Origin of the sequence: Klebsiella sp. CN_Kp066 (assembly GCF_040065135.1) — a bacterium.
GTDB lineage: Bacteria > Pseudomonadota > Gammaproteobacteria > Enterobacterales > Enterobacteriaceae > Klebsiella > Klebsiella oxytoca.
In genome coordinates, this window is record NZ_JBEAIU010000033.1 from 21043 (window position 1) to 40803 (window position 19761).

General features: G+C 55.9%; 17 protein-coding genes. 11 read left to right on the top strand and 6 right to left on the bottom strand.

Translation table 11 applies throughout. The annotated features are described in order from the left end of the window. Nucleotides 1-25: 25 nt before the first annotated feature. The 10 genes from pgm (at nt 26) to araD (ending at nt 11273) form a co-directional block, all read left to right on the top strand. A complete protein-coding gene (pgm, locus tag ABLV75_RS11500; protein ID WP_004100238.1) occupies nt 26-1666 on the top strand; it encodes a phosphoglucomutase (alpha-D-glucose-1,6-bisphosphate-dependent) in 1641 nt (546 codons plus the stop codon). Nucleotides 1667-1722: 56 nt separating this feature from the next. Continuing rightward, the gene (locus ABLV75_RS11505) at nt 1723-2142 is read left to right on the top strand and encodes a hypothetical protein (protein WP_004100239.1); all 420 of its coding nucleotides are present in this window, start codon (nt 1723-1725) and stop codon (nt 2140-2142) included. A 322-nt stretch (nt 2143-2464) separates the two neighbouring features. Next, entirely contained in the window at nt 2465-3262 is a 798-nt protein-coding gene (locus tag ABLV75_RS11510) for a DeoR/GlpR family DNA-binding transcription regulator (protein WP_004100245.1), read from the top strand. 114 nt (nt 3263-3376) lie between these two features. Further along, a complete protein-coding gene (locus ABLV75_RS11515; RefSeq protein WP_004100247.1) occupies nt 3377-4450 on the top strand; it encodes an erythritol/L-threitol dehydrogenase in 1074 nt (357 codons plus the stop codon). Between the two features lie 282 nt (nt 4451-4732). After that, on the top strand, nt 4733-5599 hold the full coding sequence (locus tag ABLV75_RS11520) for an ABC transporter substrate-binding protein (RefSeq protein ID WP_049595825.1): 867 nt from the start codon (nt 4733-4735) through the stop codon (nt 5597-5599). A 105-nt stretch (nt 5600-5704) separates the two neighbouring features. Beyond that, a complete protein-coding gene (locus tag ABLV75_RS11525) occupies nt 5705-7189 on the top strand; it encodes a sugar ABC transporter ATP-binding protein (RefSeq protein WP_004100251.1) in 1485 nt (494 codons plus the stop codon). 67 nt (nt 7190-7256) lie between these two features. Further along, entirely contained in the window at nt 7257-8186 is a 930-nt protein-coding gene (locus ABLV75_RS11530) for an ABC transporter permease (RefSeq protein WP_047721089.1), read from the top strand. Nucleotides 8187-8213: 27 nt separating this feature from the next. Further along, a complete protein-coding gene (locus tag ABLV75_RS11535) occupies nt 8214-9692 on the top strand; it encodes an FGGY-family carbohydrate kinase (RefSeq protein WP_004100253.1) in 1479 nt (492 codons plus the stop codon). After that, on the top strand, nt 9689-10588 hold the full coding sequence (locus ABLV75_RS11540; protein WP_004100254.1) for an L-ribulose-5-phosphate 3-epimerase: 900 nt from the start codon (nt 9689-9691) through the stop codon (nt 10586-10588). The genes ABLV75_RS11535 and ABLV75_RS11540 overlap by 4 nt, the downstream gene beginning before the upstream one ends. Continuing rightward, nucleotides 10578-11273: an L-ribulose-5-phosphate 4-epimerase gene (araD, locus tag ABLV75_RS11545; RefSeq protein ID WP_004100255.1), complete on the top strand. Its 696-nt coding sequence runs from the start codon at nt 10578-10580 to the stop codon at nt 11271-11273. The genes ABLV75_RS11540 and araD overlap by 11 nt, the downstream gene beginning before the upstream one ends. A gap of 156 nt (nt 11274-11429) precedes the next feature. Here the strand turns inward: araD and kdpE are convergent, their stop codons facing one another. Genes kdpE through kdpF form a run of 6 tightly spaced genes read right to left on the bottom strand, consistent with a single transcriptional unit; the run spans nt 11430 to nt 19217 of the window. Further along, nucleotides 11430-12107, bottom strand: coding sequence for a two-component system response regulator KdpE (kdpE, locus tag ABLV75_RS11550; RefSeq protein WP_004100256.1), 678 nt, complete (start codon nt 12105-12107; stop codon nt 11430-11432). Further along, nucleotides 12104-14791 (bottom strand): two-component system sensor histidine kinase KdpD, encoded by a 2688-nt coding sequence (gene kdpD / locus ABLV75_RS11555; protein ID WP_004100257.1) that lies wholly within the window; start codon nt 14789-14791, stop codon nt 12104-12106. The genes kdpE and kdpD overlap by 4 nt, the downstream gene beginning before the upstream one ends. A gap of 1 nt (nt 14792) precedes the next feature. Continuing rightward, entirely contained in the window at nt 14793-15368 is a 576-nt protein-coding gene (gene kdpC, locus ABLV75_RS11560; RefSeq protein WP_004100258.1) for a potassium-transporting ATPase subunit KdpC, read from the bottom strand. Between the two features lie 10 nt (nt 15369-15378). Next, entirely contained in the window at nt 15379-17427 is a 2049-nt protein-coding gene (gene kdpB / locus ABLV75_RS11565) for a potassium-transporting ATPase subunit KdpB (protein WP_004100259.1), read from the bottom strand. 21 nt (nt 17428-17448) lie between these two features. Next, a complete protein-coding gene (gene kdpA / locus ABLV75_RS11570; protein WP_004100260.1) occupies nt 17449-19128 on the bottom strand; it encodes a potassium-transporting ATPase subunit KdpA in 1680 nt (559 codons plus the stop codon). Beyond that, nucleotides 19128-19217, bottom strand: coding sequence for a K(+)-transporting ATPase subunit F (gene kdpF / locus ABLV75_RS11575; protein WP_016807944.1), 90 nt, complete (start codon nt 19215-19217; stop codon nt 19128-19130). Before kdpF ends, kdpA begins: the two co-directional genes overlap by 1 nt. Nucleotides 19218-19527: 310 nt before the next feature. Between kdpF and ABLV75_RS11580 the strand changes: the two genes are divergently transcribed. Next, on the top strand, nt 19528-19734 hold the full coding sequence (locus ABLV75_RS11580; protein ID WP_004100261.1) for a DUF2517 family protein: 207 nt from the start codon (nt 19528-19530) through the stop codon (nt 19732-19734). The last annotated feature ends 27 nt before the right edge of the window (nt 19735-19761 follow it).

Here is a 19761-nt window from a genome sequence, read left to right on the forward strand (position 1 = left end):
ACTTTTGCACCAGAAGGATCAGGCAATGGCAATCGATAAGCGCGCAGGTCAACCTGCGCAACAGAGTGATTTGATTAACGTCGCCCAACTGACTGCCCAGTACTATGTGCTGAAGCCGGAAGTAGGCAATGCGGAACATGCGGTGAAGTTTGGCACCTCCGGCCATCGCGGCAGCGCGGCGCGCCATAACTTCAACGAGCAGCATATTCTGGCGATTGCCCAGGCAATTGCTGAAGACCGCGCGAAGAACGGGATCACCGGCCCATGCTACGTCGGGAAGGACACCCACGCGCTCTCCGAACCTGCCTTTATTTCCGTACTGGAAGTGCTGGCGGCGAACGGGGTTGACGTTATCGTGCAGGAAAACAACGGTTTCACCCCGACGCCGGCGATTTCCAATGCGATTCTGGTGCACAACAAAAAGGGCGGCCCGCTGGCTGACGGTATTGTTATTACGCCGTCCCACAACCCACCGGAAGACGGCGGTATCAAATACAACCCGCCGAACGGCGGCCCGGCTGATACCAACGTCACCAAAGTGGTCGAAAACCGCGCCAACGAACTGCTGGCGGCGGGTCTGCAGGGCGTGAAGCGTATAACGCTTGATGCGGCGCTGGCCTCCGGTCACGTCAAAGAGCAGGATCTGGTGCAGCCGTTTGTTGAGGGATTAGCGGATATCGTCGACATGGCGGCGATCCAGAAAGCCGGACTGACGCTGGGCGTCGATCCGCTGGGCGGCTCCGGTATCGAATACTGGAAGCGTATCGCCGAGCATTACAACCTAAACCTGACTATCGTGAATGACCACGTGGATCAGACTTTCCGCTTTATGCACCTCGATAAAGACGGCGCAATCCGCATGGACTGCTCCTCCGAGTGCGCGATGGCGGGCCTGCTGGCGCTGCGCGACAAGTTTGACCTGGCTTTCGCCAACGACCCGGATTACGACCGCCACGGTATCGTCACGCCGGCCGGGTTAATGAACCCGAACCACTACCTGGCGGTGGCGATTAACTACCTGTTCCAGCATCGCCCGCAGTGGGGCAAAGATGTTGCGGTGGGTAAAACCCTGGTCTCCTCGGCGATGATTGACCGCGTAGTCAACGATCTGGGCCGCAAGCTGGTGGAAGTACCGGTTGGCTTTAAGTGGTTCGTTGATGGCCTGTTCGACGGTAGCTTCGGCTTCGGCGGCGAAGAGAGCGCGGGGGCGTCGTTCCTGCGCTTTGACGGGACGCCGTGGTCCACTGACAAAGACGGCATCATCATGTGCCTGCTGGCGGCGGAAATCACCGCGGTGACCGGGAAAAACCCGCAGCAGCACTACGACGAGCTGGCAGAGCGCTTCGGCGCGCCAAGCTACAATCGTCTGCAGGCTTCCGCGACTTCAGCCCAGAAAGCGGCGCTGTCTAAGCTCTCTCCGGAAATGGTGAGCGCCAGCACCCTGGCAGGCGATCCGATTACCGCGCGTCTGACTGCGGCTCCGGGCAACGGGGCGGCGATTGGCGGTCTGAAAGTGATGACCGACAACGGCTGGTTCGCCGCGCGTCCGTCAGGTACCGAAGATGCCTACAAAATCTACTGTGAAAGCTTCCTCGGCGCTGAACACCGTCAGCAGATTGAAAAAGAAGCGGTGGAGATTGTCAGCGAAGTGCTGAAAAACGCCTAATCTCCCACATGATAATCAGGCCCGTTTCAGGGCCTGATTTTTTTCGCAAGGCGGCGATGAAACTAAAACGTAAACACGTCTTCCGGTTCTGGGGCGGGATGGATCTCTTTTATCTCATCCAGTTTCTCGGCTGGAATCTTTACCATCAGCGCCTGCCTTTCTACGACGACATCCTCTCTTATCTCCAGCTTGTACCCACCCTTGGCCCCGCGGCCGCCTGGCTGTTCCCGCTGAATGTGCTGCTGATTGTCACTATTCCCGTGTCGATGGTTCTCCTCTGGCGGCAGAGCCGCTATGCCCTGCGGTTGGCCTGTGCGCAAACGCCCCTGCGGCTGGCCTTTATGCTGCCCTCACTTTCGCTGGTGCTATGGGGCGCGCAGGTCCTGGGAGTTAAAGGCGCGGCTTTCTTTATCGCTCTGCTGCTGGTCTCTGAGGCGGCAAAATTGATGACGTTATGGCGATGGCGAAAGATTTAACTTTTCGCGTTATCTTCACGGGGCAGGGGTATCCGGTAACACGGTGACCGAATCGGGCATAAACGGGTATCAGGTCGTTGACCGGGTTTGCCCGTTTTGCCGAATTAACTACCGGAGCAGGTGAACAATCACGGCTAATTCTGCGATTTTAGTCACAAATTTCTCGTGATTAAAATGAAATTTCCCATATATATATGATCTACTTCAAATTAAAAAAAGCTAAAAGCTTGTTTTGATTTTGTATGATTTATGTCACTTACTGATATGGATGATTTTGTTATATTTATGTCATTAAATCCTGGATGCTTTCTTGAGAACTTATATGTTACAAGTTAAACGTCACTCATTAATTGTGGAATATGTCGTAGAAAAGGGATGTGCCAGAGTTAATGAGCTGTCGCGATTATTTGGTGTATCTCCGGAAACTATTCGACGTGATTTAACTGCGCTGGCCAGGAATAAGAAAATAGTGCGCAGCTTTGGCGGCGCAATGATTTCCGAAAATACGGCATCGTTTTTAGCTGCCGATATGCCGGCAAATAACGGAAACTTTGTCGATAAAGCCGAAGCCTTTATTAAACGCACGAAAGAACAGCCAGAACGTAAGATGCGCATCGCCAAAGGTGCGCTGCAATTTATTCATGAGCATGAGTGCATCATTATGGATAATAGCAGCTCCTGCTGGTTTTTAGCCCGTCAGCTACCTGACATTGAATTGACCGTTATTACTAATTCTTTGAATATTATTCAAACCTTAGCCTGTCGCAAAAAAATAAGAATTGTCAGCGTTGGTGGTGAATATTCTGAGCGTCACGGTGACTTTCACGGTCCGGTTGCTGAGTTCATTATCAACAATTTTAAGGTCAATAAGCTGTTTTTTTCCTGTCAGGGCCTGGACTCCGGTCTGGAAATTAAAGACAGTAATGAAGTCAACGTCCGGCTAAAGCAAGAGATGCTGAAAGTTGCCGATCAAAAAATTCTGATGGTCGATAGCAGTAAATTTGAACGCTATTCGCTTTATAAAATATGCGATCTGGCGGATATTGATATCTTGATCACTAATGAGTTACCCGGCGATATCTATCGCCAGCATCAGGTACATATTGTAGAGACCAAATAAGGCTCTGAATAATAATCTAATTGCATCATCATTTAATCGCTCTGTACCAGTTGGAGGAATATTGCATTAGCAATACTGTCCCTCTTCATTATTTATCCGAAAAAGAGGTTTACGATGGAACAATTACCTGAAGATATGAAAGCGGTTGTCTGCCACGGTCCCCAGGATTATCGCTTTGAGAAAATTCGCCGCCCGATCGCCAAAGAAAAGGAAGTGGTCATTAAGGTTGACGGCTGTGGAATATGCGCCGGTGATTGCAAGGCCCAGGACGGTGCGCCGATGTTCTGGGGTGATAATCCGTGGGTAAAAACGCCGGTAGTGCCCGGCCATGAGTTTTACGGTCGGGTTGCTGAATTAGGCCCGGGTTCCGCTGAAAAATATAAATTAAAAATTGGCGATCGCATTCTCGCTGAACAGATTGTTCCCTGCCATGAGTGCCGTTTTTGTAAAACCGGAAAATACTGGATGTGTGAAACCCATGATATTTACGGCTTCCAGAAAGATGTCGCCGATGGCGGTATGGCTGAATATATGCGTTTCTCCGAACGCGCGATTATTCATAAAATTCCTGAATCATTAAGTGAAGAAGATGCGGCGCTGATCGAACCTATGGCCTGTGCAATCCATACGGTACGCCGCGGGGATATCGAACTGGATGATGTGGTCGTTATCGCCGGCGCCGGGCCGCTGGGGCTGTGCATGGTGCAGGTCGCTCATCTTAAGACGCCGAAGAAACTGGTGGTCATCGATACCATGGAAGATCGCCTGGCGCTGGCTAAAGCGTTTGGCGCCGACGTGGTCATCAACGCGGCGAAAGAGGACGCCGTCGCCATTGTTAAATCCATGACGGACGGATACGGCTGCGACGTTTATATCGAAGCGACCGGCGCGCCTGTTGGCGTGACTCAGGGACTGGAGATGATACGCAAACTGGGGCGCTTCGTTGAATTTAGCGTGTTTGGGAAAGAAACCACCGCCGACTGGTCGATCATCGGCGACCGCAAAGAGCTCGATATTCGCGGTGCGCATCTCGGCCCCTATAGCTATGAAATCGCCATCGATCTTTTTGAGCGTGGCCTCTTGACCGCCAAAGGCGTGGTAACGCATTTCTATTCTATCGATGAGTGGAAAGCCGCTTTTGAGATGGCCAAATCGCTGGATTCCATCAAGGTCGTTATCAAGCCATAAATTTATCATCAGTCACTCGCGTCATTTATATTTATTGTTCTGCACTTTCATAAATGGCTGCTAAATCAATACTGGATTTCTTCAATCATGGGGATTGCTGAGATAAATGTCGGTAGCCTCTGCTAATTACCAGTGGTGAATTTATTGCTCAGTAAATCAGGCAACATTAGTACCATGAAAACGCTGCTGAATAATTTATATTCCGCAGCGCACAACTCAATAAGGAGATATTGAATGCCTGTAAAATTTAATACCAAAGCATTACTCTCAGGACTTCTGGCTATGAGCATGGTCGCCTGCGTTAATGCTAAACCTTTGACTATCGGCATGTCCTTCCAGGAATTAAACAACGAATATTTCGTGACCATGAAAGAGTCACTTGAACAGTCGGCAAAAGATATTAACGCCACCGTCTATACTGCGGATGCGGCGCATGATGTCTCCAAGCAGATTAGCGATGTTGAGGATATGCTGCAAAAGAAAATTGATATTTTGCTGATTAACCCGGCAGATAGCGTTGGCGCGGAAACCGCCGTCCTGGCCGCCAAAAAAGCCGGCGTGGTGGTGGTGGCGATAGATGCTCAGGCTAACGGTCCGATTGATTCTTTTGTGGGTTCAAAAAACTATGATGCGGGCTTTATTGCCGGAGAGCATTTAGCCAAAGCGCTGGGAGATAAAGGCAACGTGGCGATTCTCGACGGAATTCCGGTGGTGCCTATTCTGGAGCGCGTGCGCGGCTTTGAAGATGCGATGAAAAAGCATCCCAATATTAAAGTGCTTACCAAACTGAATGGTAAACAAGAGCGCGATACCTCCATGAGCGTGACGGAAAATATGCTGCAATCCAACCCGACGCTCAACGGTATTTTCAGCGTCAATGATGTTGGCTCACTCGGTGCCCTGGCGGCTATTCAGTCATCTGGACGCGATGTCAAGCTGGTCAGCGTCGATGGATCTCCGGAAGCGGTGGCTGAAATTGCCAAAGGTAATACGCCGTTTATTGCTACCGCAGCACAGTTCCCGCGCGATCAGCTGCGTATTGGCTTAGGTATTGCCCTGGCAAAACACTGGGGGGCGAATATTCCTAAAGAGATTCCTGTTGATGTAAAGCTTATCGATAAAAACAACGCCAAAGATTTCCACTGGTAATCGCGTTATTACGCCACAGCGGCTCTCGCTTATTCAGGTGAGCCGTGCCGGATTCTTATTAAAGTATGGCTCGCTATTTTATCGAGCCATTATGGAGCGATGTTTATGCCCAGCCTACTGGAAGTCAAAAACGTCAGTAAAAGCTTCCCCGGAGTCAAGGCGCTGGATAATGTTAATATCACCCTTGCTCGTGGAGAAGTTCACGCTTTATTAGGTGAAAACGGCGCGGGTAAATCGACGCTGATGAAAATCCTGTGCGGGATCTATCAACCTGACGCCGGTAATATTTTTATTGACGGTAAGCAGCAGCATTTTCATAACTATCGCGATGCGATTGCCTGCGGCGTAGGGATTATCTTTCAGGAGTTTTCTCTTATTCCCTATCTGAACGCTTATGAGAATATTTTCCTTAATCGTGAAAAGGTAAATCGTTTTGGCCTGTTAGATCGTAAAGCGATGCGTCGGGAGGCGTTACGCATTTTTAAAGAGCTTGGCGTCACGCTCGATCCCGACGAGCAAATCTGCCATCTCAGCGTCGCCGAGCAGCAATTCGTGGAAATTGCCAAAGCGCTGTCGCTGGATGCGCGAATTCTCATTCTGGACGAACCCACCGCGACCCTGACTCCTGGCGAGGCGGAACATCTTTTCCGCGTGATGCGCGATTTAAAGGCCAAAGGCGTCGGCATGTTCTTTATCTCGCATCATCTGGAGGAGATATATGAAATCTGCGACAGCCTGAGTATTCTGCGCGACGGCAAATATATCGGATCGGCAAAGGTCGACAATATCGATATCGCAGAGATGATCCAGATGATGGTCGGCCGTGAGGTGGAGAACATCTATCCCGAGCGGCGGACGCTGGCGCATGATGAAATACTGCTGGAGGCGGAAATTCAGCTGACCGAAAGTAGTCAGGTTAATCGGCTGACGTTGCGCAAAGGGGAGATTTTAGGCCTTGCCGGGCTGGTGGGGTCGGGGCGTTCCGAAGCGATTCTGGCTCTGACCGGCGCGGATAAATGCTACAAAAAACGCGTCCGTCTGGCCGGAAAAGAGGTGACGATAAATTCAACCGATCGGGCTCTGCGTCTGGGTATCGGCCTGTTGCCGGAAAGCCGCAAAACGCAAGGACTGGTACTGCCTTTTTCGGTCAAAGACAATATCTGGCTTAACAAACACGCCTGCCAGTTCTCGCTTATCCGCGATAACGAAGAGCGCCTGACCGCCGAGCGTTTAATTAGCCACGTTGGTGTGAAAACGCCAGATGCCGGGACCGCGGTGGGGACGTTGAGCGGCGGTAACCAGCAGAAAGTCGTTATTTCTCGTTGGTTAAATCATGACGTCAATATTCTTATTTTTGACGAGCCGACTCGCGGTATTGATGTCGGAGCAAAATCAGAAATCTACCAGATTATGCGCGACCTCACCGCCCAGGGGATTGCGATAATTATGATTTCATCTGAGCTTCCAGAGGTCATAGGCGTCAGCGACCGGGTGATGGTTTTTCGCGACGGTAATATCGTTGCGGAGCTTGAGAACGACCAAATTAATTCCACCGTCATTATGCTGCATGCTGCCGGTAATATTATTTAGGGAGTATTAAATGAGTAATGAAAACGTATCATTAGCGCCAGCCGTGTCTCCTGATAAAAATAAAAAGATGCTGCATAGTTTATTAAAAATGCCTGCATTCCTGCCGTTCGTTGGTCTGGTACTCCTGTTTTCCTGTATGGCCATTTTTAATGACTACTTCTTAACGGTTGATAACTTATCTACCGTCGCCCGTCAGGTCTCGATCAATGCCATCATCGCCATCGGAATGACCTTTGCCATCCTGACCGGCGGGATCGACCTCTCCGTCGGCGCGGTCATGGCCCTGGCCGGTACGCTGATGGCGGGATTAATGAAGTACTATGGTTTAGATCCGTGGTTAGCCATTCTTATCGGCCTGGGTTCCGGCGTCGCCTTTGGCGCGCTGAACGGCTTTTTAACCGCCTACGGCAAAATGCCGCCGATTATCGTAACCCTCGGCGCGATGATTATTGCGAAGGGGCTGGCACTGATCTATACCGGCGGCTATCCCATCTCCGGCTTACCGGATTCATTCGCTTTTTGGGGCCGTGAATATCTGTTCGGTATTCAGGTACCTATTATTCTGATGGTGGTTTTATATTTCATCTTTTATATCGTGCTGAATCATATGCCGTTTGGCCGCTATGTTTATTCTCTTGGCGGCAATGAAGAAGCGGCGCGCCTGAGCGGACTGCGGGTTAAATATTATAAATTGCTGGTTTATGTGATCAGCGGTTTTACCGCCAGTTTTGCCGGTCTTATTTTTACCTCACGGGTGATGAGCGGTCAGCCTAATGCGGGCGTCGGTTTTGAACTGGATGCTATTGCCGCCGTGGTGCTCGGCGGGGCATCGATTGCCGGTGGGCGCGGAATGATTATTGGCACGCTGATCGGCGCCATGATGCTCGGCGTACTGAATAATGGATTAAACCTGTTAGGGATCTCACCTTACGTTCAGTACGTGGTGAAAGGGCTTATTATTTGGGGCGCCACCTTTATTAGCTCAGCCAGACGTTAACTTATATTAATTATGGGACGAAGGGATATGAATTTTATCGGAGTGGATATCGGTGGTACGGTCACCAAAGCCGGGATATATACTGAGTGCGGGCAGGAGATCCACGTGGCTTCGCAATATGCTCAGGTATTATCCGAACAGCCGGGTTTTACCGAGCGGAACATGCATGAGCTATGGGATACCGTTTGCAGCGTAATAAAAAAAGCGCTGTTTGAAAGCCAGGTGCCAGCGTTAAGTATTGGCGGGATCGGCTTCTCCTCGCACGGCAAAGGGCTGTACGCGATTGATAAAAAAGGCGAGCCGGTGCGCAACGGAATTATCTCATCCGATACCCGGGCGCTGGCGTTCGTCAAAAAATGGTACCGCGAAGGGGTCGATAAACTGGCCTATCCCAAAGGGCTGCAGCAGTTGTGGACCGGGCACCCGGTATCGCTGCTGGCGTGGTTAAAAGCACATGAGCCCGCCAACTACGACAGAATCGACGCCGTTTTAATGGTGCACGACTACATTCGCTTTCGTCTGACCGGCGAGGCGACGGCGGAAATTACCAATATTTCCGGCAGCAATTTTTATAACCAGCTTTCCTCCCGCTACGACCGCGACATGATGGCGCTTTTCGGCATTGAGGAAGTGGCGGATAAGACCGCGCCGGTGGTCAACTCGACGGACTGCGTGGGCCACATTACCCTGCAGGCCTCGCTGGACTGCGGATTATGTCCCGGAACGCCGGTATTCGGCGGCTTTTTCGACGTGGTGGCCTCCGCCGTCTCATCGGGCATTGACCGGGCGGATACCCTGAGCGCAGTGGCCGGTACATGGAGTATCGCCACCTCGGTGACGGACAGCATTATTGCCAGCGACTATCCCTACATTTGGGGAAAATACTGCATTCCGGGCAAATATTTTGTTCATGAGGGCAGCCCCACTTCGGCGAGCAATCTCTCCTGGTTTGTGAAACAGTTTTTCCCTGACGATGACCGCTGCTACGACCATTTCGAAAGCTGGATTGCGCAAGAGACCGACAGCAACCTGATTTTTTTACCTTATCTGTTCGGTTCCAATCTGGCGATGGATCTGCCGGGTGCGCTGGTAGGTCTGGCGGGACATCATACGAAAAAGGATATTATTGCGGCCATCTACCGCGGGATCGTTTTTTCTCACCTGATACATCAGGACCGCATTATTGAACTCAATCGGGGTATTGAAAAAATTCGCTTTACCGGCGGGCCGAGCCAGTCGAGAGGCTGGACCCAGATGTACGCCGACGCTGCCAATCTTCCTCTGGAAGTCGTGGACATCGAACAGGCGGGATGTCGAGCCGCCGCGCTGTGCGCAGCCGCCGGCAGCGGAGCCTACGCCAACTTCAGCGAAGCGATAGCGGCCACGCAGCCCGAGGTGGTCAGTTATCAACCGGACGGCAAGCGGCATCAGCAGCTGCGCGAAGGTTATGCCCGTTACGTAGAGGTCGCGCAAAGCCTCTCCAGGGCAACGGGGGCGGCGCAATGAAACCGAGACTTGGTATCTACGAAAAAGCGCTTCCCGCTGCGCTGGACTGGCCGAAACGCTTCGAAATGGCGGCTGGCCTGGAGTTTGATTTTATCGAAATCTCCGTTGATGAGAGTCCTGAACGCCAGGCCAGGCTGCGCTGGAACCGTGGACAGCGGCTGGCATTTGTGGCCGACAAAATTAACAGCGGTATCGATGTGCCGAGCATGTGCCTCTCCGCGCACCGCAGCCATCCCTTTGGTAGCGTCAATCGCGAGACCCGGCTCAAGGCGCGGGAACTGATGCTTGATGCGCTGGATTTTGCCAGCCACGTCGGTATTCGCAACATCCAGCTGGCAGGCTATGACGTCTATTACGAATCCTCTTCGGCGCAGACCCGGGAATACTTTATTGAGGGCATCAACTGGGCGGTAGCCGAAGCGGCGAAAGCGCAGGTGATGCTGTCGATGGAGATTATGGATACCGCCTTTATGAGCAATATCTCCCGCTGGCTGGATCTCGAAAGGAAGGTCTGTAGTCCGTGGTTTTGCGTCTATCCGGACGTCGGCAACTTAAGCGCATGGCAAAACGATGTTCCCGAAGAGTTGAGTAAGGGAATTCATAAAATCACCGCCATTCATTTGAAGGATACGCAGCCGGTGTCCCACGCTTCGCTGGGGCAGTTTCGCGATGTGCCATTCGGTACCGGCTGCGTCGATTTCACGGAGATATTTCGTACGCTCTCGGCGCTGAACTATCGCGGCGCCTGGCTGATTGAGATGTGGGCCAAAAACGACGGGCTGGATAGCGAGAGAATCGCCGACGCTAAAGCGTGGCTAACGGATAAATACCAGCAGACATTTCGTCCACCGCACTATGAAGGCATTGTGAATTCAGGAGTGAAGTATGTTGGATAACCTCAAGCAGGCGGTTCTTGATGCCAATCTGGCGCTGCCGAAATTTAATCTCGTGACCTTTACCTGGGGCAACGTCAGCGGCATCGATCGCGACGCCGGGCTGGTGGTGATCAAACCCTCCGGCGTGGAATACGCCGTGATGACCGCTGACGATATGGTGGTGGTGGAGCTGGCGACCGGCAGCGTGGTGGAGGGACGCTATAAGCCCTCGTCGGATACGCCGACCCATCTCGAGCTGTATAAGGCATTCAGCGGCGTGGGCGGAATTGTGCATACCCATTCGCGCCATGCGACGATTTGGGCGCAGTCGGGGAGGTCGCTGCTGGCGATGGGCACCACCCATGCCGACTATTTTTATGGGCCGATCCCGTGTACCCGTCCCCTTAGCGATGATGAAATCCGCAGTGATTATGAAACCAATACCGGTCACGTGATTATCGAAACGCTGGGCGCGCAGCATACCGATCCACTCAGCGTGCCCGCCGCGCTGGTTCACGGCCACGGCCCATTTGCATGGGGAAAAGATCCGGCGAACGCGGTGCATAATGCCGTGGTGCTGGAAGAGATTGCCTATATGAATATGTGGACCCGCCAGTTAAGCGCTGACGAACAGCCGGTCTCTGCGACCCTGCTGGATAAACACTATTTGCGTAAACACGGCGCGGGGGCCTACTACGGGCAGTAATTGTCTGCATTCCCCGGATGGCGGCGTAAACGCCTTATCCGGGCTACCGGTCCGCAGTCGACGGTGAACCCGTAGCCCGGTCAGCGCAGCGCCACCGCGATGAAACAGCGCAGGAACTGTAGCCCGGCTAAGCGAAGCGCGAGCCGGGGACAACGGCTAGGGCATAAACCGATAGCCGATCCCCGTTTCGGTCAGCAAGTGCTGCGGACGGGCCGGGTCGGCCTCCAGCTTTTGCCGCAGGTGCCCCATATAAATCCGCAGGTAGTGGCTGTGCTCCACCGCATTTGGCCCCCAGACCTGGTTGAGCAGCTGTCGCTGGGTCAGCACTTTGCCAGGGTTGTTGAGCAGGACCACCAGCAGGCGAAACTCAATCGGCGTCAGGTGGATCTCTTCATCGCCGCGCACGATGCGGCGGGCGGGGATATCAACGTCAATATCGGCAAAACGCACCCGCGGCTCGTCGGCCTGGGCGCCGGCATGGCGACGCATCGCCACCCTCAGTCGCGCCTGCAGCTCGCCAATGCCAAAGGGTTTACTGAGATAGTCATCGGCTCCTGCGTCAAGGGCGGCGATTTTGTCCTGCTCCTCGGTGCGCGCCGACAGCACGATAATCGGCATCTGGCTCCACTGGCGAACCTCGCGAATAAACGCGTTGCCGTCGCCATCGGGCAGACCCAGATCGAGAATAGCTAAATCCGGCTTGCGGGTCGCGGCTTCGATCAGCCCGCGCTGCAGCGTCTCTGCTTCAAATACGCGCATGCCGTCGGCTTCCAGCGCGGTGCGCAGAAAGCGGCGGATAGCGTTTTCGTCTTCGATAATCAGAACGTTAATCACATTTCCTCGGCTAACTCTTCCAGTTCAGGGGGCGCTTCTCGCGGCAGTGTAACACGGAAACAGGCGCCGCCTTGCGGGCGCGTCTCGGCGCTAATCGTTCCGCCGTGCACTTCAACGATGGCCTGACAAATCGCCAGTCCCAGGCCTACGCCGGGGATCGCCGACTCTTTATTGCCGCGGGCGAATTTATCAAAGATAGCCTGTTCCTGCCCTGGAGGAATACCCGGCCCGTTATCCCACACCTCAAGCAATAAATGGTGCGGGTCGACATGCGCCGCGATGCCGATTTGCGCCTGCGGCCCGGTGTACTTCACCGCGTTTTCCAGCAGATTAATCAGCACCCGTTCAAATAGCGGGCCATCGACGTGTACCAGCAGCAGCGGGTCCGGCAGATCGAGCTGAATATGCCGCCCACCGAGCCCCGGTTCCAGCATGCGCAGCGCGCTGCCGACCACCTCTTCGAGGGTTAACCACTCTTTATGCAAATTAAAGCCGCCGGACTGGATCCGCGCCATATCCAGCAGATTATTCACCAACCGGGTGGTGTTCAGTACGTGCTGGCGTATCTCATTGGCCTGCGGCGCGTGCTTCGACCCTTCGCTGGCAAGATCGAGGGTCAGGATCTCCGCCTGGCCGAACAGCACCGTCAGCGGGGTGCGTAAATCATGGGACAGCGCCGCCAGCAGCGAGTTGCGCAGGCTTTCCCGCTCGCTGTTCAGCCGCGCCTGCTCTTCGCTGGCGGTGAGCGTCAGTCTCTCCAGCGCGCTGGCGACCAGCAGGGTAAAGGTTTCCAGCAGGCGCTGTTGTTCGGGGATCATCAGCTGGCGCAGGTTAGCCGGCTCCACCACCACCAGCCCCCAGGTGCGGGCGGCGCTTTTCAGCGGCAGGATTTGGTAGGGGACGCCGGGTAACGTATCGGTACCCGCCCCGGCGGGCAGCCCCTTATCGAAGCTCCAGCGGGCGATCGCGTCGTCCCAGGTGATGGCCGCGGTGGGTTGAGTCAATGGAGAGAGCCGGTTCATCTCATCGGGCAGCAGTAGCTGACTGCGCGCCTGAAACGTCGAGGCGATAAACCGTTCGCTGGTGGCGGCGATATCTTCACGGCTGCGGCCCACCGCCAGCGCTTTGGACATTTCGTACAGATGCCGGGTGCGCCGCTCGCGATAGCGCGCCACCCGCGCCTGGTAGCGAACGCCGGCGGTGAGGTTGCCGATAAGCAGCCCGACGGTCAGCATCACGCCAAAGGTGAGTAAATACTGTACATCTGAAACCGCCAGCGTACCGCGCGGCGCAACGAAAAACAGATCGAAGCTGACCACGTTAATCACCGTCGCCAGTACCGACGGCCAACGGCCATACACGAGAGCGATAATCACCACGCCAAGCAGATACAGCATCACCAGGTTGGCGGCCTCAAAGGCCATCAGCCACTGCATGGCGACAACGGTAATCACCGCGCACAGCGCGATGGCGACGACGCAGCCCTGGAGCTGTAGACGCCATTTATCCATCGCCGTCCGGCTATCGCTGGCGCGAGCCGGCAGGGAGGCGGCTTTTTCATCCAGCGCGATCACCACCAGATCGAGATCCGGGGCGTGACGGGCCAGCCGATCGGCGAAGCCGCCGCGATCCCACCAGCGCCTTTTCTGCTGGCGGCCAATCACTATCTTGCCGAGATTATGTTCGCGGGCGTAGTGCAGAACGGCCTTCTCTTCGGAGGGATCGGAGAGGGTGGCGGTTTCCGCTCCCAGCTCCTGCGCCAGCCTGAGCGCGGCGAGAATCGCCCGCCGCTTCGCCTCCGACAGGCGGTGCAGCGACGGGGTTTCAACATACACCGCATGCCAGACGCTGCCCAATCTGGCGGCCAGCCGGGCGGCGGCGCGCACCAGCTTTTCGCTGCCGGTGTTATGGCCGATGCAGAGCAAAATGGCGTCGCGGGTGTGCCAGACTTTTTCCTGGCCCTGGCGATCGCGCCAGGCGCGCATCTGCTCATCGACTCGATCGGCAGTACGGCGTAGCGCCAGCTCGCGCAGGGCGATGAGATTGCCCTTGCGAAAGAAGTTTTCAATGGCCCGCTCAGCCTGACCGCCGATATAGACTTTACCTTCATTGAGCCGCTGACGCAGATCGTCCGGAGGCAGGTCAACCAGCACCACATCGTCGGCGGCGTCGAAAAACGGATCGGGGACGGTTTCGCGAACCTGCACGCCGGTGATGCCGCTGACGACATCGTTCAGGCTCTCGAGGTGCTGAACGTTAACGGTGGTAAACACGTCGATGCCGGCTTCCAGCAGCTCTTCGACGTCCTGCCAGCGTTTAGGATGACGCGATCCGGGCGCGTTGCTGTGCGCCAGCTCATCGACCAGGATCAGCGCCGGGCGGCGGGCCAGGGCGCCGTCAAGGTCAAACTCCTTCACGTAGCGCCCGCGGTGGGAAAGGCGGCGCTGGTGCAGGGTACTCAGCCCCTCAAGCATCGCCGCCGTCTCTTTACGCCCGTGGGTTTCCGCCACGCCAATCAGGATATCCAGCCCCTGGGCGCGCAGCCGCTGCGCTTCCGCCAGCATCGCCCAGGTTTTACCGACCCCAGCGCAGGCGCCGAAAAATATCTTTAGCTTACCGCGATGCGGGGCGGCGGCGTGTTGCAGCAGGCGATCAGGGTCCGGACGCAGCGGCTCATCACTCATCTTACTTATCCTTCAGGGCATCCAGCGACATATTCAGCTGCAGTATATTTACCACAGGTTGGCCGAGAAAACTGAGCAACGGTTTTTGCGTTGCCTCGTTCACCAGTTGCGTGACCTGCTCCACGCTGAGCTGTCGCGCTTGGGCGACGCGCGGCGCCTGCCACAGGGCGGCGGCAGGCGTCAGGCTGTAATCCAGCCCGCTAGCCGAGGCGGTGACCAGCTCCACCGGAACCGTGGCGCTGGCGTCCGGATTGGCGGCGCGCAGGGCCTGCACCCGTTCGCTGATGGCGTTGTCCAGCGCCGGATTGCTGGCGGCGAGGTTGCTGCCGCCGGAGGCCAGCGGGTTATCCGGCATCTCCGCCGTAGCGGAAGGGCGGCCCTGGAAATAGCCCGGCGCCGTAAAGTTCTGCCCGATGAGACGGGAACCGCGCACTTCGCCGTCAATCCGCACCAGCGAGCCGTTGGCCTGCTGCGGGAACCACCACTGTCCCAGCGCGGTGGTCAACAGCGGGTAGACGCCGCCGGTGAGCAGCGTTAACAGAATAAACAGTACAAGGGCAGGACGAATGAATGACATGGTTTTTTCCTCACAGCAGCCCGGTCAGGGTCAATAACAGGTCGATAGCTTTGATACCGATAAAGGGCACCAGCAGTCCGCCCAGGCCGTAGACCCACAGGTTGCGGCGCAGCATCGCCGAGGCCGTCAGCGGCTTATAGCTCACGCCCTTCAGCGCCAGCGGGATCAGGAAGATGATAATCAGCGCATTAAAAATCACCGCGCTCAGGATCGCCGAAGAGGGCGAGTGCAGATGCATCACGTTGAGCATCGCCAGCGGCGGATAGACGGCGGCAAAGGCGGCCGGAATGATGGCAAAGTACTTCGCCACGTCGTTGGCGATACTGAAGGTGGTCAGGGATCCGCGGGTCATCAGCATCTGTTTACCGATATGTACGACCTCGATCAGTTTGGTGGGGTTAGAGTCGAGATCCACCATATTGCCCGCCTCTTTCGCCGCCTGGGTACCGGAGTTCATCGCGACCGCCACGTCGGCCTGCGCCAGCGCCGGGGCGTCGTTGGTACCGTCGCCGGTCATCGCCACCAGCCGACCTTCCGCTTGATACTGGCGGATCAACGCCAGCTTGGCCTCCGGCGTCGCTTCGGCGAGAAAGTCGTCCACTCCGGCTTCCGCGGCGATAGCGGCGGCGGTCAGTCGGTTATCGCCGGTGATCATCACCGTTTTAATCCCCATTTTACGCAGTTGGGCAAAACGCTCTTTGATGCCGCCTTTCACGATATCTTTCAGCGAGACAATCCCCAGCACCCGCTCGCCTTCGGCGACCACCAGCGGCGTCGCGCCAAGACGCGCCACTTCTTCAACCTGCTTATCGACATCGGCCGGAAAGTGGCCGCCGTTGGCCTCAACGTGGCGGCGGATGGCATCTACGGAACCTTTGCGGATCATCCGCTGGTCGATGTTGATGCCGCTCATCCGGGTCTGGGCGGTAAACGGCACAAAGGTGGCATGCAGCGACTGGAGATCGCGCTCGCGCAGGTTAAAGCGCTGTTTGGCCAGGACGACGATGCTGCGGCCTTCCGGCGTTTCATCGGCCAGCGACGACAGCTGGGCGGCATCGGCAAGGGTTTTCTCTTCCACGCCCTGCGCAGGCAGGAATGCCGAAGCCTGGCGGTTGCCGAGGGTAATGGTGCCGGTTTTGTCCAGCAGCAGGACGTCGACGTCGCCCGCCGCCTCAACCGCGCGGCCGCTGGTGGCGATGACGTTCGCGCCGAGCATGCGGCTCATCCCGGCAACGCCGATGGCCGACAGCAGGCCCCCAATAGTGGTGGGGATCAGGCATACCAGCAGCGCCACCAGTACCGTTACGCTGACCGCATTACCGCTCCAGGCGGAGAAGGGCCAGATAGTGGCGGTGGCCAGCAGGAATACCAGCGTCAGGGCAATAAGCAGGATGGTTAGCGCAATTTCGTTCGGCGTCTTGCGGCGCTGAGCGCCTTCAACCATGGCGATCATCCGGTCAAGGAAGGTTTCGCCCGGGTTGACGCTACAGCGGATCACCAGCCAGTCGGAGAGAATACGCGTCCCGCCGGTCACCGAGGCGAAGTCGCCGCCGGATTCGCGGATAACCGGCGCGGACTCACCGGTAATGGCGCTCTCATCTACCGACGCGCCGCCTTCGATAACCTCGCCATCGCAGGGGATAATATCTCCCGCTTCCACCAGCACCACGTCACCTTTACGCAGCTCTTCGGCGGGGACGTGGTCAATTTGCGCATCGTGCTGCGGCGCGCGCAGCTTACGGGCAAAGGCGGTCTTTTTGACACCTTTGAGGCTGTTGGCCTGCGCTTTACTGCGGCCTTCCGCCATCGCTTCGGCAAAGTTGGCGAACAGGACGGTGAACCACAGCCAGAGACTAATGGCGGCGGTAAATCCGGCGCTGCCGACGATTTGCCCGCTCGCCATGGCAATGGCCAGCAGGGTGGTGAGCAGGCTGCCGATCCAGACGATAAACATCACCGGGTTACGCCACTGTACGGCAGGGCTCAGTTTTTTCACGGCGTCGAGCAGGGCCTGACGCACCAGCGTCGGCTCCAGCAGGGCTAATGATTTGCGACTCATAACAGGTTGCTCCGCAATCGCTTAAAGTAAGGAAAAATGTTCTGCCAGCGGGCCGAGCGCCAGCGCGGGAATAAAGGTCAGGGCGCCGACCAACAGTACGGTGCCGATCAGCAGGCCGATAAACAGCGCGTCATGGGTGGCGAGCGTGCCGCTGCCGGCGGGCTGAATTTTCTTCGTCACCAGCGAACCGGCAATCGCCATCACCGGGATAATCACCGCGAAGCGGCCGACCAGCATGCAGAATGCCAGTAGCAGGTTCCAGAACGGTGTTGCCGCGCTGAGGCCGCCAAAGGCGCTGCCGTTGTTGTTCGCCGCTGAGGTGACGGCATACAGTACTTCGCTGAAGCCATGCGGCCCGGGGTTAAACATGCCCGCGCGACCGGCCTCGGTCAGCATCGCCAGCGCCGTGCCGAGGAGCACCAGCGTCGGGGTAACGAGGATCGCCAGCGCGATCATTTTCATTTCGCGGACGTCGATTTTTTTCCCGAGGTATTCCGGGGTGCGGCCAATCATCAGCCCGGCGATAAACACGGCCAGCATCACGAACAGCAGCATGCCGTACAGACCCGAGCCGACGCCGCCGAAGACCACTTCGCCTATCTGCATCAGCCACATAGGGACCATCCCGCCCAGCGCGGTAAAGGAGTCGTGCATGGCGTTGACCGCCCCGCAGGACGCGGCGGTGGTGACCACGGCAAACAGGCTGCTGGCGAGAATACCGAACCGGCTCTCTTTGCCTTCCATGTTGCTACTGCTGTCGGCGCCAAGGCTCAGCAAGTGAAGGTTGCCGCGGGTTTCTGCCCACATCACTACCGCCACGCAGACGATGAAGATGAGCGTCATCGCCCACAGAATCGCCCGACCCTGACGGCGATCGCCCACCGCCTCACCGAAAGCGAAGCACAGCGCCGCCGGAATGAGAAAGATCGCCAGCATCTGCACCAGGTTGGTCAGCGCGGTGGGGTTTTCAAAGGGATGCGCCGAGTTGGCGTTAAAGAAGCCGCCGCCGTTGGTACCCAGCATTTTTATCGCTTCCTGCGAAGCCACCGGCCCCAACGGCAGCATCTGGCGTACCCCTTCAAGCGAGGTAAATTCCTGATTCGGCGATAAACTTTGCGGCACGCCCTGCTGGATAAAGAACAGCGCAATCAGCAGCGAAATCGGCAGCAGCACCCAGAGAGTAATGCGGGTCAGATCGACCCAGGCGTTGCCCAGAGCGGTGACTTTCTGCCGGGCGTATGCGCGGGTGAGGGCAAAGATCACCGCGATGCCGGTAGCGGCGGAGAGGAAGTTTTGCACCGCCAGCCCGGCCATCTGGCTAAGGCTACTCATGGTGGCTTCACCGGCATAGGCCTGCCAGTTGGTGTTGCTGACAAAGCTCACCGCCGTATTCAGCGCCAGATCCCATGACAGACCGGGCAGATGCTGCGGGTTGAGCGGCAGAGAGCCCTGAAACATCAGCAGAGCGAACAGCGCCGCCAGACCCAGCGCGTTAAACAGCAGAATCGCCACTAAATACTGGAGCCAGTTCATCTCCTGCGAACGAATCCCCGCTGCCTGCCATAAACCGCGTTCAATCCGGGCCAGACCCGGTAGCGGCATATCATTGATCATCGTCGCCAGCGCCGTACCCAGCGGACGAGCGAGGATCATTAGCAGCAGAATAAAAGTCGCGATGAGTAAAAAACCTTGAGCGGCCATCAGAATGCCTCCGCATGTATCAGGGCATAAACCAGATAAACCAGCAACAGGAACACCAGCGCTACGCCAGCGATTACGCCTGTAGTCACAATCCACCTCCGGATGTCTTTTTTGATTTACGAGGAGAATAGGAAGTCGGGCGCAAAGATTTCGCAAAAATCAGCCACGGGGGTGTAAAAAAAATATAAAAATGGCCAAAACCACAATTTAACTAATGATTAGTATTAATTTAACCTTTATGTAACTTAATTACCGGATGAATGTAAATAAATCCTGAATAGGCGTTTTTTAGTGGTCGGATGAGTAGTAAAATTACAGCCAAAGCGGTACTATTTTAAGCAGAGAAACAGATTAACTTTACCGGCTTTACTTGCCGGCCTGACAAAGGGGAGAGAAATTATGGCGTTGTACAAAACTTATCCTGCTCATATCATCTTTGCGCGTCGCGCTTTCGCCGTGGCGGCTGGTGTACTGGCGCTGCCGGTGATGCTGTTCTGGAAAGATCGCGCCCGTTTTTACAGCTGGCTGCACCGCGTGTGGGCAAAGACCAGCGAACAGCCGGTATGGATGGCGCAGGCCGAAAAAGCCTCCGCAGATTTTTATTAATAACGGCTTATGGCTCAGCGCGTGCGC

What these genes read in the sequence shown, in the direction of transcription:
- pgm (WP_004100238.1), top strand. Translation starts at nt 26, where the DNA reads ATGGCAATCGATAAGCGCGCAGGTCAACCTGCGCAACAGAGTGATTTG.
- ABLV75_RS11505 (WP_004100239.1), top strand. Translation starts at nt 1,723, where the DNA reads ATGAAACTAAAACGTAAACACGTCTTCCGGTTCTGGGGCGGGATGGAT.
- ABLV75_RS11510 (WP_004100245.1), top strand. Translation starts at nt 2,465, where the DNA reads ATGTTACAAGTTAAACGTCACTCATTAATTGTGGAATATGTCGTAGAA.
- ABLV75_RS11515 (WP_004100247.1), top strand. Translation starts at nt 3,377, where the DNA reads ATGGAACAATTACCTGAAGATATGAAAGCGGTTGTCTGCCACGGTCCC.
- ABLV75_RS11520 (WP_049595825.1), top strand. Translation starts at nt 4,733, where the DNA reads ATGAGCATGGTCGCCTGCGTTAATGCTAAACCTTTGACTATCGGCATG.
- ABLV75_RS11525 (WP_004100251.1), top strand. Translation starts at nt 5,705, where the DNA reads ATGCCCAGCCTACTGGAAGTCAAAAACGTCAGTAAAAGCTTCCCCGGA.
- ABLV75_RS11530 (WP_047721089.1), top strand. Translation starts at nt 7,257, where the DNA reads ATGCTGCATAGTTTATTAAAAATGCCTGCATTCCTGCCGTTCGTTGGT.
- ABLV75_RS11535 (WP_004100253.1), top strand. Translation starts at nt 8,214, where the DNA reads ATGAATTTTATCGGAGTGGATATCGGTGGTACGGTCACCAAAGCCGGG.
- ABLV75_RS11540 (WP_004100254.1), top strand. Translation starts at nt 9,689, where the DNA reads ATGAAACCGAGACTTGGTATCTACGAAAAAGCGCTTCCCGCTGCGCTG.
- araD (WP_004100255.1), top strand. Translation starts at nt 10,578, where the DNA reads ATGTTGGATAACCTCAAGCAGGCGGTTCTTGATGCCAATCTGGCGCTG.
- kdpD (WP_004100257.1), bottom strand. Translation starts at nt 14,791, where the DNA reads ATGAGTGATGAGCCGCTGCGTCCGGACCCTGATCGCCTGCTGCAACAC.
- kdpC (WP_004100258.1), bottom strand. Translation starts at nt 15,368, where the DNA reads ATGTCATTCATTCGTCCTGCCCTTGTACTGTTTATTCTGTTAACGCTG.
- kdpB (WP_004100259.1), bottom strand. Translation starts at nt 17,427, where the DNA reads ATGAGTCGCAAATCATTAGCCCTGCTGGAGCCGACGCTGGTGCGTCAG.
- kdpA (WP_004100260.1), bottom strand. Translation starts at nt 19,128, where the DNA reads ATGGCCGCTCAAGGTTTTTTACTCATCGCGACTTTTATTCTGCTGCTA.
- ABLV75_RS11580 (WP_004100261.1), top strand. Translation starts at nt 19,528, where the DNA reads ATGGCGTTGTACAAAACTTATCCTGCTCATATCATCTTTGCGCGTCGC.